This window comes from uncultured Mailhella sp. (assembly GCF_963931295.1).
Taxonomy (GTDB): Bacteria; Desulfobacterota; Desulfovibrionia; order Desulfovibrionales; family Desulfovibrionaceae; genus Mailhella.
Window position 1 is genome coordinate 562,463 of sequence record NZ_OZ007001.1, and the last position, 15,161, is coordinate 577,623.

At 63.7% G+C, this 15,161-nt stretch carries 8 protein-coding genes; 6 read left to right on the forward strand and 2 right to left on the reverse strand.

What is annotated here, in order from left to right; all coding sequences use genetic code 11:
• Positions 1-2: 2 nt before the first annotated feature.
• Positions 3-1,271 carry a glutamate-5-semialdehyde dehydrogenase gene (locus ABGT79_RS02225; RefSeq protein ID WP_346664816.1) on the reverse strand — a complete coding sequence of 423 codons (1,269 nt, stop codon included), beginning with the start codon at positions 1,269-1,271 and terminating at the stop codon, positions 3-5.
• A 783-nt stretch (positions 1,272-2,054) separates the two neighbouring features.
• Here ABGT79_RS02225 and ABGT79_RS02230 point away from each other — a divergent pair.
• Together ABGT79_RS02230 and ABGT79_RS02235 are read left to right on the forward strand one after the other, a co-directional pair.
• On the forward strand, positions 2,055-2,786 hold the full coding sequence (locus tag ABGT79_RS02230; protein ID WP_346664817.1) for a tetratricopeptide repeat protein: 732 nt from the start codon (positions 2,055-2,057) through the stop codon (positions 2,784-2,786).
• 27 nt (positions 2,787-2,813) lie between these two features.
• Positions 2,814-4,400: a sigma-54-dependent Fis family transcriptional regulator gene (locus tag ABGT79_RS02235; RefSeq protein ID WP_346664818.1), complete on the forward strand. Its 1,587-nt coding sequence runs from the start codon at positions 2,814-2,816 to the stop codon at positions 4,398-4,400.
• Between the two features lie 1,778 nt (positions 4,401-6,178).
• On the opposite strand, the gene ABGT79_RS02240 is transcribed toward ABGT79_RS02235, so the two are convergent.
• Positions 6,179-6,406 carry a hypothetical protein gene (locus ABGT79_RS02240; protein WP_346664819.1) on the reverse strand — a complete coding sequence of 76 codons (228 nt, stop codon included), beginning with the start codon at positions 6,404-6,406 and terminating at the stop codon, positions 6,179-6,181.
• A gap of 161 nt (positions 6,407-6,567) precedes the next feature.
• On the opposite strand from ABGT79_RS02240, the gene ABGT79_RS02245 reads away from it, so the two are divergent.
• From ABGT79_RS02245 to ABGT79_RS02260, 4 genes are all read left to right on the forward strand, one after another.
• Positions 6,568-7,320 carry a S24 family peptidase gene (locus ABGT79_RS02245; protein WP_346664820.1) on the forward strand — a complete coding sequence of 251 codons (753 nt, stop codon included), beginning with the start codon at positions 6,568-6,570 and terminating at the stop codon, positions 7,318-7,320.
• 717 nt (positions 7,321-8,037) lie between these two features.
• Positions 8,038-9,435 (forward strand): hypothetical protein, encoded by a 1,398-nt coding sequence (locus tag ABGT79_RS02250; protein ID WP_346664821.1) that lies wholly within the window; start codon positions 8,038-8,040, stop codon positions 9,433-9,435.
• Complete coding sequence (locus ABGT79_RS02255) at positions 9,419-11,539, forward strand: hypothetical protein (protein ID WP_346664822.1); 2,121 nt, start codon at positions 9,419-9,421, stop codon at positions 11,537-11,539. Before ABGT79_RS02250 ends, ABGT79_RS02255 begins: the two co-directional genes overlap by 17 nt.
• Positions 11,532-14,948, forward strand: a complete 3,417-nt coding sequence (locus ABGT79_RS02260; RefSeq protein ID WP_346664823.1) for a helicase-related protein — start codon at positions 11,532-11,534, stop codon at positions 14,946-14,948. Before ABGT79_RS02255 ends, ABGT79_RS02260 begins: the two co-directional genes overlap by 8 nt.
• Positions 14,949-15,161: the final 213 nt, after the last annotated feature.

Sequence of the window (15,161 nt, forward strand, 5' to 3'; positions counted from 1 at the left end):
AGCTATTTCCTCACCTGCCCCTGACCGAACACCACGAACTTGGTGGTGGTGAGTTCCTTCACGCCCATGGGGCCGTAGGCGTGGAGCTTAGACGTGCTGATGCCTATTTCCGCGCCGAGGCCGAGCTGTCCGCCGTCGTTGAAGCGGCTGGACGCGTTCACCGCCACCATGGAGGCGTCGGCTTCGCGCAGGAAACGCATGGCGTTCAGATGATTCGTGGTGCAGATGATCTCCGTATGATTGGAGCCGTACTTCGCAATGTGGGCCAGCGCTTCATCCATGTTGCGCACCACGCGCACCGCAAGAATGAGATCGTGAAACTCGCATCCGAAATCGTCGGGAGCGCCGGGAACGGCCGAAGGCCCGAGCAGCGGCAGCGAAGAGGCGTCGGCACGGAAGCTCACCCCCGCGCCGCCGAGCTTTTCCGCCACCATGGGCAGGAACGCGTCGGCCACGGCCTCATGCACCAGCAGACATTCCAGCGCGTTGCACACGCCCGGACGCTGCACCTTGCCGTTGTACACGATGTCGAGCGCCTGCGGAAGATCGGCGCTCTCGTCGATGAAGGCATGACACACGCCCTTGTAATGCTTGAGCACGGGCATGGTGGCCTGACTCGTCACCGCGCGCACCAGCGATTCGCCGCCGCGCGGAATGAGCACATCGACAAATTCGTCAAGACGGCACAGCTCGGAAACCGCGTCGTGCGACGTGATGTCGATGAACTGCACCGCGTCGCCGGGAAGACCCGCCGAGCTCAGCGCCTCGTGCAGCACCGACGCCAGCGCCACGTTGGAATGAAGAGCCTCGGATCCGCCGCGCAATATCACCGCATTGCCCGCCTTGAGGCAGAGAATGGAAGCGTCCACCGTCACGTTGGGCCGGGCCTCGTACACCATGGCCACCACCCCGAGCGGCACGCGCATGCGCCCCACCAGCAACCCGTTGGGCCGCTGCCACTGGGAATCCATGGCCCCCACGGGATCCGGCAGCGACGCCACATAGCGGCACGCCCCGGCCATGTCGGCCAGAACGGCGGGCGTCAGACGCAGCCTGTCCATGCGCGGCGCGTCCAGTCCCGCAAGCCGGGCAGCTTCAAGATCCCTGCCGTTGGCCGCCAGAAGCTCCCCTTCCCGCTCCTCCAGCAGCGAGGCCAGCGTCTCCAGAAAACGCACCTTCGACGCAGAACTCGCCGCCGCCATCCGGCGGGAGGCTTCCTTCGCCTTTCTGCCGGCAAGACGCACGGCTTCACGGATGTCTCTTTCTTCCATTGCCAACTCCTTAGAAAAACATGCGCCAAGCATACGGTCCCCCGCCCTCCGAGTCAAAGACAATTTCGGTAATTGAGAGGAAGCGAATCTGGCAGGAACACCGGGGCGCCGCCCCGGAAAGGCAGAAAAGGCAGGAAGAGAGGAAAGACAGGAAAGGCATGCGGGGGAAATAATTCCCCCCGCGCCCCCCTGTTTCCGCCTCCCGGCTTCGCCGGTTCGGCAGGACGATGTGCACGGGAACATGATGCCCGGGGTGCAGAGCTCACGCATGATTGGCGCACACGCGGGGGAGGCATGTTGAACGGAAATCGAAAAGGTCGCCAGGGCGGAAACAGTGCTTTAATTAAAGGACATAGCGGGAGGAGGCACAGCCTGGCAGTGAATGCACCGGTGGAGGAAGAAAAAAAACGCCACCCGACACAGAAGTCATCGGAAACGCACCGCAGTCCGAAAGAACCCTCCACAGAAGCGGCGGAAGATGCTCCCGTCCCGACGCGTCAAAAAATCCGCTCTGACTTCGTCGAACCGTTCCGCGCAGAGTCGGTTCGGGCAATTTTCCCCTCTCGTCATCCGCGCACAGCCGCGTTCCCCGCAGGACGCCTGCGCACAGCACGCCCCTCCCCCCTGACGAAATCCGCAAATCCCTCCCGGACATCAGAAAAACCGCACCGTTTCTGCGTCTGTGTTTGACATTTATGTCAGTCTCTACTAGCGTGCTTCCATGCGCCGGAAAGTCATCCGGCCTTTCCTTTTGTCCTCTTCTCCCCCGTCAAGGAGTCATACATGGCACAGCGTCCCACCATTCAGAAACCTACGCCTCTGTCCCAGCCCGCCTTCCGCAAGGGCGCCGATCCCGTCATGGGCGGCGTGAACATTCCCAATTTCAGCGCCGAAATGCAGGCCGAAGTCAGCCCCGAAGCCGCCCCCCTCTGGAACTTCGTGCTCACTCACGCCCGCAAGATCGCCGCCGGCGTGGTGGTCGTGGTGCTGGTCATCCTCTGCGTGGCCGGCTGGCAGTGGTATCGCGAAGAACAGGTGAAGGACGCCCGTCAAACCCTCGGACGCGTCATTTCCATTCAGGATCCGGCGCGCCGCGTCGCCGCCCTCGAAACCTTCCTCAAGGATGCGCCTTCCGCCGTGCGCGCCGCCGCCGATCTCGAACTCGCCGCCTCCGCCGTGCAGACCGGCGACTGGGACAAGGCTGCTTCCGCCTACGCCCGCGTGGCCGAAGCCGACGGCGACACCCCCCTCGCCTTCGCCGCCCGCCTCAACTACGCTCAGGTGCTCATGCACAAGGGCGATTTCGCCGCCGCCCGCGATGAATTCAAGAAGCTCGCGGCTTCCGCTCCCGCCGACGCCGTGCCCGTGATTCGCCAGCAGGAAGCCGAAGCCGCCGTCGCCGCCGGCGACAAGGCCGGAGCCGTGTCTGCCTACGAAGCCGCCGTCGCCGCCCTGCCCCCCACCGACAAGGAGTCCGCCGCGTTCTTCCGTTCCCGCATTGCCTCTCTCAAATAACGCCGTTCCGACTGTCGGAGTGCTTTCATGCTGCATCATTCCAATAACGCTGCCAATCAGGATGTCAGCCCCTGGCTGGAAACCCTGCGCCTCATGGCCAGCGAAATGGGCCCCAAACGCCCCTTCCAGACCAGTCTGACCTCTCTGCTGCGCAAGCTTTCCGAACGTCACGGTTTTCTGCGTCCGCACCTCGTGCTCTTCGATCCCGAAACCGGCATGCTGCGCCTCAGCCTCGCCGATACCCAGCCCAGAGCCAATCACGCCAACTATGCGCCCGGGGTGGGCGTCACCGGACAGGTCTTCGCCACCGGCCGTTCCGTGATCGTGGAAAAACTCAAGGGCGATTCCCTCTTCCTCAGCCTGCTCTTCGAGCGCACCGACGAGGAAATGGAACGTCTTTCCTTCATTTCCGTGCCCATTCTCGCGCCTGCGGGCGACGGTCCTCTTTCGGCGCGCGAGGTCATCGGCACCCTCAACGCCGACACCGAATTCGTTTCCCGCGAAGACCTCGAGAAACGCCGCGTCTTCATGGAAGTGGTGGCCGCGCTCATTGCCAACGAAGCAGCCTACCTCCAGGAGGAACTCAGTCGGCAGCGCCGCCTTCCCGGACGCACCGCCACCGATCTCGCAAACGAAGACGTCCGTTCCGACTCCGCGTTCATTGCGCAGTCGAAGGTCATGCGCAACATTCTGGAACAGGCCGCCCACATCGCGCCGGGACGCGCGCCCGTGCTGCTGTGCGGCGAACCCGGCGTGGGCAAGGAACGTCTTGCCACGCGCATTCACGCCTTCAGTCCGCGCAGCGACGTGCCGCTTGTCGTGTGCCACTGCGCGGCCCTTCCGCCGGAACGGCTTCAGATTGAGCTGTGCGGCTATCAGAAGGGAGCGTTTCTCGGAGCCATGCAGACGCAGAAAGGTCTCTTTGAACAGGCCAACACGGGCACCATCTTCCTCGACGCCGTGGAAGCCCTCCCGCCCGCCGCGCAGGAAAGTCTGCTGCGCCTGCTCAAGGAACACACCGTGCTGCGCCAGGGCGGGGAAGATCCCGTGCCCGTGGATGTGCGCGTCATTGCGGCCACGAGCGCACAGCTGGACACGCTGGTGGAACAGGGGCGCTTTTCCGCCGAACTGTACGCCCGGCTCAACGTGTGCGCGCTGCACATTCCGCCGCTGCGCGAGCGCCGAGAAGACATCGTGCCGCTGGTGGAGCATCTGCTGCTGCGCAACGCCGACTATCACACGGAAAAAATCAAGCGCATTTCCTATCCTGCGCTGGAGCTGCTCACCCGGTACTTCTGGCCGGGCAACGTTTCGGAGCTCACGAGCTGTCTTCAGCGCGCGGCCCAGTACTGCGAAGACGGCGTGATCCGCGCCGGCGACCTGCCGCCCTCGCTCCAGACGGCCGAAAGCACGGCCACCGAAGCCGGTCTCTCCCTCGGCGACGCCGTGACGCGCTTTGAAAAGGAACTGCTTGTGGACGCGCTCATCAAGGCCGGAGGCAACATGCTGAAGGCGGCGCGCGACCTCAAGTCGAGCTACCGCATCGTGAACTACAAGGTGAAGAAATACGGCATTGATCCGCACCAGTTCGTCTATCGCAACAAGAACATGTAGCGGATGAAAAAGCATGAATCCCTCCCCGGTTTCCGGCGGAGGGATTTTTTTTGGGAAAAGCGCGGGCGGAAGAACGCAGACGAAGGACTTTTTGTCGCGCGCACCGTTGACGAGCGTGCTTTTCTGACGCAGCGGGCGGCAGCCTTGCGTGATGCAGCGCAGCCGTTGATGCGAAGTTTTTGACGCGAGGCACAGCCTTGAAAGTACGTCTTTCACGACGCCGTACCGCGGAAGAAACGTTTTGCGGCACGGCAGAAACGGCGGCGGGAATTTTTCTCAACCCGGCGGAAAGATATTTTTTCAGCACGCAGGAAAAAGACACGATGTCGTGTTTTGGAAAAGCGCACGCGCCGCCCCCTCCGACGACAGGCCGACAGACGACAGGCAGAAAAAAAAGGAGATGACGCAAAGTTGCCCCGCGTTCGGCCGACCATGCCGATTGTGACGCTCCCGGCGACAAGCATCCGAACATCAACGTCTCGCAACCAGCGACTGAAGACGAGGTGAGACGATCGTCACGTCGGCGCTTTGCGGACAGCCACGCTCCAGAAAAAAATGATAACGGCGTCACCGCCTGCGGACGTCCGTCGCCCAGACGACACGACTCCGCGCGTCAAAGCTTCAGACGACGGATCCCATCGTGAAGTTCCAGACTCGAAAGGACGAGACGAAATTTCAAAGGACGGCGTTCCAGACGTGCCTGCCCCGGGCGGAAAGGTTGAGAGCACAACGAAGGGCGGCATTCTCAAACGACCACGTTCCAAACAACCATGATTCGGCCTCGACGCCCAGGATGCCCCAGTCCGAGCGACAGCCTTCGGCAGCAGGAGCTGCGCATGCCCACAGCGTGAACGACGCGTCTCCTGAAAGCAGGCAGAACACAAAATTTCCACTCCGCCATTTCTGTGACCTTCCGGAGCTCTGAAAAATTCCGTGCGACAAGCACCGCGCTCCGCCGGAAAGCACGAGGCAACGCCAGTCGAAAAGCGTCTCTTGCTCTGCCTCTTGCGGGCAGGAATACGCCCTCTGTGAAGCGTTGCATTTGACCAGCTCCCGCGCAGACACTGCGCACAACGCCTTGCATCCCCACGGACAAGAAAAAAATCAACAATTCCGGCTACGCTTGACCGCTCAACCGCCGCACCCCGCCTCCGGGCGCGCGACTTCCCGCACAGGTTCCGCATGGCGTCAGCCCCGGCATCCGCATACAGTTTCCGCTTGCCGCGCTGCACGGCGTTCATCCCGGCACTGCGAGTTTCGTCTCCAGAACGGCACGGCGTTCCCCGCCCCCCCGTTCAGTACACAATACCCCAATCCTTCAAGGGAAAGGGCACCCCGCTCCGCCGGCCTCTGCACGCCTTGCGCCGCTGTCTTGCAGCATGCAGCGGCGCAGCGCCTGCGCACCATCTGAACTCTCGGAAGCCGACCGCAACGAAGATTCCGTCGCAACGGCGTCCGATTAACGCTCCGCTCCATGCCGGATTCCTGCCCGCACGACTCCGTCGCTGACCTGTGCCGCATCCGAGTCCATCCCCGCAGAAAATCCACGTCGCCCGGCGCGGCGACGGCACCAGCGCTGCACAACGTCCGTGACCGGCACTCTGCCGCTTCGGGGGGAGAGGGGGAAAAACTGGCGCGGCCTCTCCCGGCGCAGCGCAAGGCCCCCGCAACGCCCGCCGACACCCGGTGCGCCTGTCTCCGAACAAAGGGACGTTGCCGCTCCATCGACCAAAGCCGCACGCTCTGCCGAACCGGGAGCACAAAACACTCAGAGCAGACTACTGAAGCAGCGACAGTACTTCCATGCGGCGAACAGCGGCGGCGGGCGCAGCGCGGCGACGAGGAGAACGACGAACGGCCAGAGGCGTGTTCTCCAGCGCTTCGGCCTGCTCGGCCAGGGCTTCGAGATTGCTGCAGGCAAGCGCCACCAGCGCGGGAGTGAAGGTTTCGACATTCAGAGAACCAAGGAAGGAACGCACGCTGCGGATATCGTCACTCATGGCCATAGGAAGGTCTCCTTGAAAAGTCTCATTGATTTTTTGTGCTGAACACGACTTTCTTTTGCCAGTTTTATTTATTTTGTCAACTAAAAATTTACATTTTGAACTTTTTAAATTTTTTCAATTTTCAATTGACTTTTTTGTTCTCTTACTTTAAAAATTGATTCATGAACAGCGCAACACCTGAAACTCTCGATCGCCTCCTCCAGGGAGCCGGACTTCGGCGCGACAGCCAGCTTGCCGAGCTTCTCGGCGTGTCTCCGCAGGCCGTGAGTCAGGCTCGCCGCAAGGGGCGCATTCCCGACGGCTGGGTTCTGAAAGTGGCCGCTCAGTTCGGGCTGTCCACGGACTGGATATTTTTCGGCAGAGAGCCCGGAACGGGCGTCGTGCCTGCGTCGGAGGCCCATGACGCCGCGGCCGAATCGGAGGACGACGCAATGCGGGAACGCCGCGCCAAGGGCGAAAGCTTTTTCGGCGAAGTGGGTTCCGGGCAGGACGCCATCGGTCTGGTCATGGTGCCGCTTGTGGCCGCGCGCCTTGCCGCGGGCAAGGGCAGTCTGGAAACCGACGGCGACGTGCTTTCCTACTTTTCCTTCCGGCAGGACTGGCTGTGCCGCAAGGGCAATCCGGACAAGATGGTGCTCATGAAGGTGTGCGGCGACAGCATGGAGCCGGACATCCGGCACGGCGACATGGTGCTTGTCGATCAGAGCAAGTGCCAGATTTACGGACACGCCATCTACGCCATGGGCATCAACGAGGAAATCTACATCAAGCAGGTGGAAACGCTGCCCGGCGGACAGCTGGTGCTCCGGAGCCGCAATCCTGAATATTCGCCCATCAGCGTGGATCTGCACGGCGATCTTGCCGACAGCGTGCGCGTCATCGGCCGCGTCATCTGGTGCTGCCGGGAAATCTAGGGCCGTCTGACCGGGCGCGGAGCAGAGCGCGCTTTCCGCAGCATGCCCTGCAAAGCGACAAGCCGGACAAACAAACCGGACAAAACGGCACACTGGGAGAACGCCGACGGCCGGGAGATCGCATCGGCACTCTGGCGAGTCCGTCGAAACTTCGAGGACGCCGTCAAAGGCCGCTTGCGGAAAAGCAACGAAAACGCTCCACGCATGGGGCGAGCACAAGCACGCCCTGCCGCCGCAAGCGGCGCATCACAGCGTCTTTTCCCTGCCCCCTGCTCCAGCGCTCCATGTTGCGGCGTCATCTCCCAGCGCCGCGCAACGGGCCGCACTCGTGCGCAAGGTTCTCCCTCGGCGTCTGCGTTTCCCTGCAAGGCCTCGCGCCTATCCTTTCTCATCGCCCTCCCCTTTTTCAGCAACGTTTTGCGCCTCGCCCGACGCCCTCTGCTTCCTTTCGGCCCGATTTCCCCGAGTCTCCCTTCCGCCCCCCCCGGGACACGTTCCGCAGCTCCCACGCCTTTTTCCTTCGCATCTCTGCTTTCTCCAGCAAAGCCCCAAGTTCCCCCTCCTTTCTCTATCCCTCTCCCCTCTTCCTGCGATTTCCTTTCCACCGCCTTCCTTTCTCTCTCTTCTTGCGCTCATCCTCGCAGTTTTTTCCCCGCGTTCTCACCCCGCGCCGTTCCCCCGCCCCGAGTTTCCCGCCCGCCTTCCCGGCGTCGGACCTTGCGTCGCGCGCTCTTCGGGCATACCCTGAAACCGCACTCCCGCCGACATTCCAACCTCGCGCCAGACCTCGACGCCCACGTTCCCTCCATGTTTCTCACGCCCTACACCGTGCTGCCCTCCGGACTGGACTCTCTGGATCCCCTCGGATTCCTGCGCCCGTACACCGCCCTTTCCGACGCGCTCCTGCCCCAGTTCACCACGCTTACCGCGTCCCCGGCCTGTCACGGCTTTCTCTGCTGGGCCGTCGGCTTTCTGCGTCAGCGCCGCGCCTCCGGCCGCGACTTCACCCGCGGCATGCGCGATCTGGAAATTCTCTGGGGCGCGCTCTGCATCAAGGGCTCCCGCCCCGAAGGCGTGCTCAACATCGTCCGGCTGAGCCGCCTGCCCCGAACCGGCCTCACTCTCAAAGTCGCCCGTCGGGAAACATACGGCCTCTATCTGCGCCCGGGCTACGGCGTGCGCGGGCACTACGCCGGGCCGTCCGTGATCTGGGGCTTTCTCAGCGCCGATCAGCGCCTCACCGACGCCGGAAAGGCCCTGGCCGACGCCTGGGATTTCCGCCTCACCGCAGGAAAAGGCCGATCCTCCGGACTCCCCACCTTCACCTTGCTCGCCGAACGCTGGATGGACAACCTTCCCGTGCTCGACGATCCCGCGCTCAGCGAAGACGTCTGCCGCCGCTGGAGCGTGTCCGCCGGAGAACCGAACAACAATGAGCGGCAGGTCTGGAAACGCGCCGTGAGTCGCGCCATCGACGCCTGGCCCGCCGGCGAAGGCCTCTGGACGTCTCCTCCGAGCGACGAGCTGAAAAAAATGTATTTTTCCGACAGGTTCCACTTTTTCCCGGCGCTTTTGCAGCACTACGACGAGCAGAACGCGTCCGGCCGCTTCGACGAACTGCTGCGCCGCCTCGATCGCTGCCTGGCCTTCGAGCAGTTTGCCGCGCTCACGCAGTTCGCCTTTGAATGGGAATATCTGCGCCGGGAGCGGGCAGGCGGCAACGCACCCGTTTCGCCGCATCCCGACCTGTTCTCCGAGCTCAGGCTGTCCGCCGAAGACGCCGCAAAAGCCGTTCGCGCCGCCGGTCTCGACTGGAACATGCCGGAACGCCTGCGCGCATGCAAAAACTACACGCAGCAAGTGAGCGCAATCATCGCCATGCACGTGGAACATCAGAAAAGAAAACTCGCCCAGCCCTTTCTGGACGAACACGACGTGCTGCTCGCCGACCGCCTTCCAAACTCGCCCGCTCCGCGTCTGGCCGACGATCTCGCCGACGCCGACCACGTCGCCCTGCGCAGCCGCGTCATGAACGCCTATCCGCGCACCTGGTTTTTCAACAACGTCTGGCGCTGGCTCGACTATCTGGGGGAATCGCGTGGCCACATCCATTGAACGGCAGAGCCTCGGCGACGTGCTGATCCGCATCGCCCGACAGGACGGAGAACAGCTGCGGCATCTGCTGGCGCTGACCTATGAATTTGATCCGGAACAGGCGCTCAACCTCATGCTGAGCCGCGAACTGTACGCCCCTCTCGAACTCACCCTCCGTCGCCGACTCGCCATTGCCAGGCTGCACCCGCTCATCGTGTACGACGCCGCCAAAACCCGCGACGTGAGTTCCCTGCCCCATTTTCTGGAACTGCATCCGTGGAAATCGCGCGCCTTCGGCTGTCATCACAGCAAGGCCTGCTGTCTCGTGACGGATCAGGCCGTGCATCTTTTTCTCGGCAGCTTCAACCTGACCGCCTCCGGCCTGTTTCACAATCGGGAAGTCATGGAATATTTCCGCTGGGCGGAAGACGGCCGCCCGGAAGACGGACGCCTCATCCGCGAATGGGCGGAGTTTCTGCGCCGCTGCTACAGCCCGCGCACGCACGGCTCCGAACGTTCGTCGCTGAGCGCCCTCATCGACTGCCTCGACGCGCGCCTCTCCTCCCTTGACGGAGACGACGAATACGCCCCGCGCCTTCTCATCTCCGGCTACGGCGGCCTCAAAACATCCGCCCCAGGCGCCGAAGACGACGCGCCGCGCGCCGCAGCGCCTGCCGAACGCGGGCTCGACAACCTGCGCAGGCTCTGGATCCGCTGGTTCGGCGAGTCTGCCCGTCCGAGCCGTCTCTGCGCGGTTTCGCCCTTCTTCGACGTCTCGGCTCATCCGCGCTGCGCGGCCTCGGTCTTCCGCCAGGCCTTCCCCTCGCTGCGCTCGCTCGACATCTGCACCGACGCCCGGGGCCTGACCGGGCTTTCACTGGCGCATTTCGGCGGCCTGGCCCCAGGGCTCCGCCTCATTCCCGCCGAAACCTCAAAGGCCGAACGGGCCGACATCGAAAGACGCGCCGCCGAACACGGCGTTTCCGTGCCGGAATCCGCCACTCTTGAGCGGAAACTGCACGCCAAGATTCTCCTGCTCGCCGACGACGAAGGTCACGGCCTCTGCTACGCGGGCAGCGCCAACTTCACCCTCAACGCGTGGCTCGGAAACAATCAGGAACTGGGCGTGTGCCGACGTCTGAACGAAGACGCCGACGCGCTCTGGAAAAACATTCTGAAAGGATTGTACGCCTCTTCAAAAAACGCGGCCGACCGCCTTCCAGACGAGCCCCCGGCGCGCGTGGAGTCCGATCCCGAAGACGACGCCGCGCCCGACATGTTTCCGGATTTCATCGACTTCATCACCCTGGAAACCATGCCCGACGGCGGAGCCTTTTTCCGCCTGCACTTTGCCGAACCTGCCGCGGGCCGTCTGGAACACTACGCCGTGCGCTGGGGCGAAGGCGGCCCCGCGCTTCGCTTCGACGCCTCGGGCGCGGGCGAGTCCATGCAGGACGGCCTCTGGCAGCGGCGTCTTGCCTCAGGCCGCGCGCTGGAATTTCAGCACCTTGCCTCGGGCCGCGTGTTTTTCTTCCCCTTCCTCTATGCAGACGCCGTTCTCCGGAGCGATGCGGAATCGCTGCTCGGCATAAGCAGTCTCGACTGGCTGCTCATGCATCAGAGCGCCGAAGAACGCGACGCTGCCGAACCGTGCTTCGCCGCGGCGGCGGAAACGCTGGTCGCACCTGTCGAAATCGAGCGCGACGCCAATCCCGTCATCGCCATGCAGCACTATCTGCGGCTCTTCGGCGGCGCGGAGCGTCTGCTCAGGGACAGAATGGACGTCGTCGCCCGCAGTCGGCATCCTGACGAGAGCCTGAAATTTCTCATTCTGGGCGAACTTTCCGCCTTCGCTCGCCTGCTGCTGCGCGAGTACGCCCGCAGCGGCCGCAACGGCGACGAAGCCTGTCTTTTCAAGCTGGGCGAACTGCGGGCCTCGGCCGCGGCGCTGCGCGAAGCCGCCCGGCGTCTTCACTGTCCCCACGCCCGCGCGCCGCTTGCCGTCGATGCGCTGTTTCATCCCCTGCTCGGCGAGCTCGACGCCGTTCTCTCCGCCGTCGAGCATCCCTCGCCCCTGCTCAGGGACTACCTCGACTTCATCCTTCGCGAGCCCGGCCATGACTGATCTTTCTCCCCTGTTCCGCCCCGCCCCCTCCCCGGATCTCGCAGACAGCTGGCTTCGGCAGCAGCGCGAAGCCCGCGCCGTGCTCCGCCGCTTCGAGCGCGGATTTTCCACCGTGCTGCTTGCCGACGAGGTGGGCATGGGCAAAACCTACGTGGCTCTTGCCGTCATGGCGGGCGTGGCGGCCAAAGGCGGCAAAACGCTGCTCATCGTGCCGGGCAACGCGGTGCTTCTGCAAAAGTGGCTTGAAGAAATAAAAACCTTCAACGCCAGCTATCTCGCCGGGGATCTTCGGCTGCGGCCCCTGCTTGTGCTCGACCGCTTCGAGCTGCTGTTCGGGCTGCACGAATTTCCGCAGCGGCGCATCCGGCGCGTGAACCCGCCCGTGCTGACCTGCTTTCTGCGCGTGTTTCAGGACTGGTACAACGCCAAAGTCCGCCGGGCCAACGCATGGAAAAAGAAATGGCTTGCCGACGACCTTGCCGCGCCGGACAGCCTCGCCTTTCAGACCTTCTGCGCCGAGTTCTCAAAAACGCGCATCCACGCCTTTCTCGACGCGTGGCGCAGCCGTCGCCGCAGAGACTTCACCAAACTCTGCGCAAAAAACGGCCTGCTCGACGCTGCCGCCGCCGAAGCCAGGCAGCAGCCGGACGCGCCCTTTGCCGGTCGGGCCGCGCTCCGGGCCTATGGCATGCTGAGCGCGCTTTTCCGCGAGTTCTGCGCTCAGCAGGACAAGATCTCGCCCAACGTGTTCGTCATGACCATGAGCGCGCTGCGCGCAACGTCGCATCGTCAGGGGAACGGCGCGCAGCTGCTGAAAAAGTATCTGCTGGGCAGAATGCTGTACCATAAACGCGAAGCCGGAGCCGGGCATCTGCGGTCGCTCGCCGACGCCCTCGGCTGGACCCGACCTCAGGACGACGAGGGCGAACTCCGACAGCTCGGCAAAGCGGATCTGCTGGGGCTTCGCAGCGTGTTTGACGCGCAGCTGAAGGAGCAGCGTCTGACGGAGCTCTTTTTCCGCACCCCGCGAGGCGGCGATCTTGCCGCGCTGGAAAGAAAGGCTCAGAACGTCATCGACAGCGTGTTCCGGAAGCGGCTGCACGCGCTTTCCCTCGCGGTGATCGACGAAGTACACAACTGGAAAAGCGGCCGCGCCAACGGCGCAAAGCAGTTTCGCGCGTATGCCGAGGTCTTTTCTCATCGGCTCGTCATGTCGGCCACGCCGTTTCAGCTTCATGAACAGGAGCTGCTCACCCTCTTTGAAACCGTTGCCGGACCTGAGGGCGTTTCTGATCCGTCCCTCGAACTTGTGCGCAGCGCCCTTGCTCCGGACGGCCCGGCTCAGCGCTGCCTGCGCCTCAGCCGCGAATTTTCCGAAGCCTGGAAGGCGCTCTCTCCCGGCGACATGCAGAGCATCGCCGACCTGTGCGGACAAGGACAAGGCGACGCGCTGAAACACGGCCTCACCGCGCTGCAAAACAACGCCCCCCGCGCCGCGCTGCGGAATTTCTGCCTTGCGGCCCTGCGCTACCGCTCGGCCCTCGACGATCTGGAAACGACGCTGCGTCCGGTCATGATGCGCCACGTGCGGGACCGGCGCGTGCGCGCCTTCCACTGCGGCCGTGATTTTCGCGTGTGCGGCCTGCTAGGCGGCAGGCATCACGGACTGTACGCCGTGCCCGGCCTTGACGCAGGCAGCGCGCTCATGAACTTCATCGGCATGCGGGCGCAGCAGCTTCTTTCGCGCGGCCTCGGCGCAAGGGAGCACGTTCACCTGCTCGGCGGCATCAATTCCAGCATCTGCGCCTTTGAGGAAAGCTGGAAGCAGCGCCCTGCCGGCGACGACAACGCCCGGCGATATCTCGACTTTTTTCTGAGTCAGCTGCGGCGTCGTCCGCATCCCAAAGTGATCGCCACGGCCGAACGCGCGCTGAACAACCAGCGCGCAGGCCGCAAAACACTCATTTTCTGCGACCGCCTCGCCACTCAGGAAGAACTGTGCTGTCACCTGCGCCGGACCCTCAAGCGACGTTCGTCCCGGAATCTGTCGGAACTTCTGCGGCGCGACTTTCTTGCCGCGGATTACTATCTTTCCCGCTCCCTCGCCGCAGGTCTGTCTCTGCCCCTGCCGGACGCCGACGAGCTGCGCCGCGTGAAGGATCGGCTCTGGGACATCCAGAAAAGCCTTCCGGCTCTTCGCATGCGCGCGCTCGCCCGCCTGTCGGATCTGTGCCTCACCGAAGCACTGCTGCAACGCGCCGGAGAAGCCGGGGCCGCGCTTCAGCCCTATGCGCGTCTTCTCTGCCATCAGGACGCCCTTGCCTTCTATCTCTCCGGCCGGAGCGCCCGCGCTGCCGCTTTCTCCGACTCGCCGGGCACTCCCGACGCCGACAATCCCGACCTTCTTGACGCGCCCGATGCCGCGCCCGGCGAAGAAGCCCTTCCCCCGAGCCTGAGCGACCGGGAAACTGCCGCGGACGACCTCATCCACGGCATTCTGTACGGAATCAACATCTGGCACGCGCAAAGCAACGACGCCCCGCAGCTGCACGCCGCCCTGCTGCGCCTGCTCGCGCAGGAAGCCCGCGCCCCGCGCGACTCCGAAGCCGAAGAGGCGCGGGACGAGTTCGCCCTGGCCGACCTGCTTCTTCTCGTGCCGCAAGGCCTGCGCAAACTGCTGCTGAACCGCGCCCTGCTCCCGCAGGACGAACAACCCGAAACGCGCTCGCCGGGCGAAGCGCTGACAAGACTCCTGGCCGCCGATACGAGCCCTTCCGGGCCGTGGCAGAGAACGCGGCGATTTCTCGAACTTCTCTGCCGCGAAGAGGGCAGCATACGGCCCGGTCTGGAAGCCTCGCGCCGCCGCAGCCTCTGGAACGGACTCAATCTGCGCCAGACCGACATTGCCGTTCACATCAACGGCGGAACCGACAAGAAACGCCGTACGGCCGTGTGCGCCGCCTTCAATTCGCCCTGCCTGCCGGATATTCTCATCTGCACCTTCATCGGCTCCGAAGGCATCGACCTGCACCGGGAATGCGCCGACATCGTGCATCACGACCTGCCGTGGAACCCCGCCCTCCTGGAACAGCGCACAGGCCGCATCGACAGAATAGGCTCCCTCGCCTCGCGCCTCGGCAACGGCCGGGGCACCCTCGCCGCAGGCATCCCCTTCCTCGCCAACGACTACGACGAATTCCAGTACGCCGTGCTGCTCAATCGCGCCCAAAAACAGGAAATACTCCTCGGCAAACCTGAACTTGCCCCCGCCCCCCTGCCCCCGGACACAGTCTCCCCTCTCCTTCCTCTCCCCTCCCCCATGCTCGAATTTCTGCACGTCAATCTCTCCGTAGAAGAGGAAGAGAAGGACGGGGAGAGAGCGTGCGGGGGAAGGAAGGGAACCTTTTGAAAAAGTTTCCCTTCCTTCCCCCGCGCCCCCATCCTTCCTTTCAAAACTTTTTAATGGGATGAGCGCAGAAAGTCCGCAGGGCTCATCGGCAAAGGCTGGAGGCTGAGGTTGAGCTCTGGGGCAAGGGCATGCCGCAAATTATGATGCGGAAAAAACACAGCGTTCGCCGGGCACGGAGCAGGAACGGTCGTCTGAGGGCAGCATCGGTCGGCA

What these genes read in the sequence shown, in the direction of transcription:
- ABGT79_RS02225 (WP_346664816.1), bottom strand. Translation starts at nt 1,271, where the DNA reads ATGGAAGAAAGAGACATCCGTGAAGCCGTGCGTCTTGCCGGCAGAAAG.
- ABGT79_RS02230 (WP_346664817.1), top strand. Translation starts at nt 2,055, where the DNA reads ATGGCACAGCGTCCCACCATTCAGAAACCTACGCCTCTGTCCCAGCCC.
- ABGT79_RS02235 (WP_346664818.1), top strand. Translation starts at nt 2,814, where the DNA reads ATGCTGCATCATTCCAATAACGCTGCCAATCAGGATGTCAGCCCCTGG.
- ABGT79_RS02240 (WP_346664819.1), bottom strand. Translation starts at nt 6,406, where the DNA reads ATGGCCATGAGTGACGATATCCGCAGCGTGCGTTCCTTCCTTGGTTCT.
- ABGT79_RS02245 (WP_346664820.1), top strand. Translation starts at nt 6,568, where the DNA reads ATGAACAGCGCAACACCTGAAACTCTCGATCGCCTCCTCCAGGGAGCC.
- ABGT79_RS02260 (WP_346664823.1), top strand. Translation starts at nt 11,532, where the DNA reads ATGACTGATCTTTCTCCCCTGTTCCGCCCCGCCCCCTCCCCGGATCTC.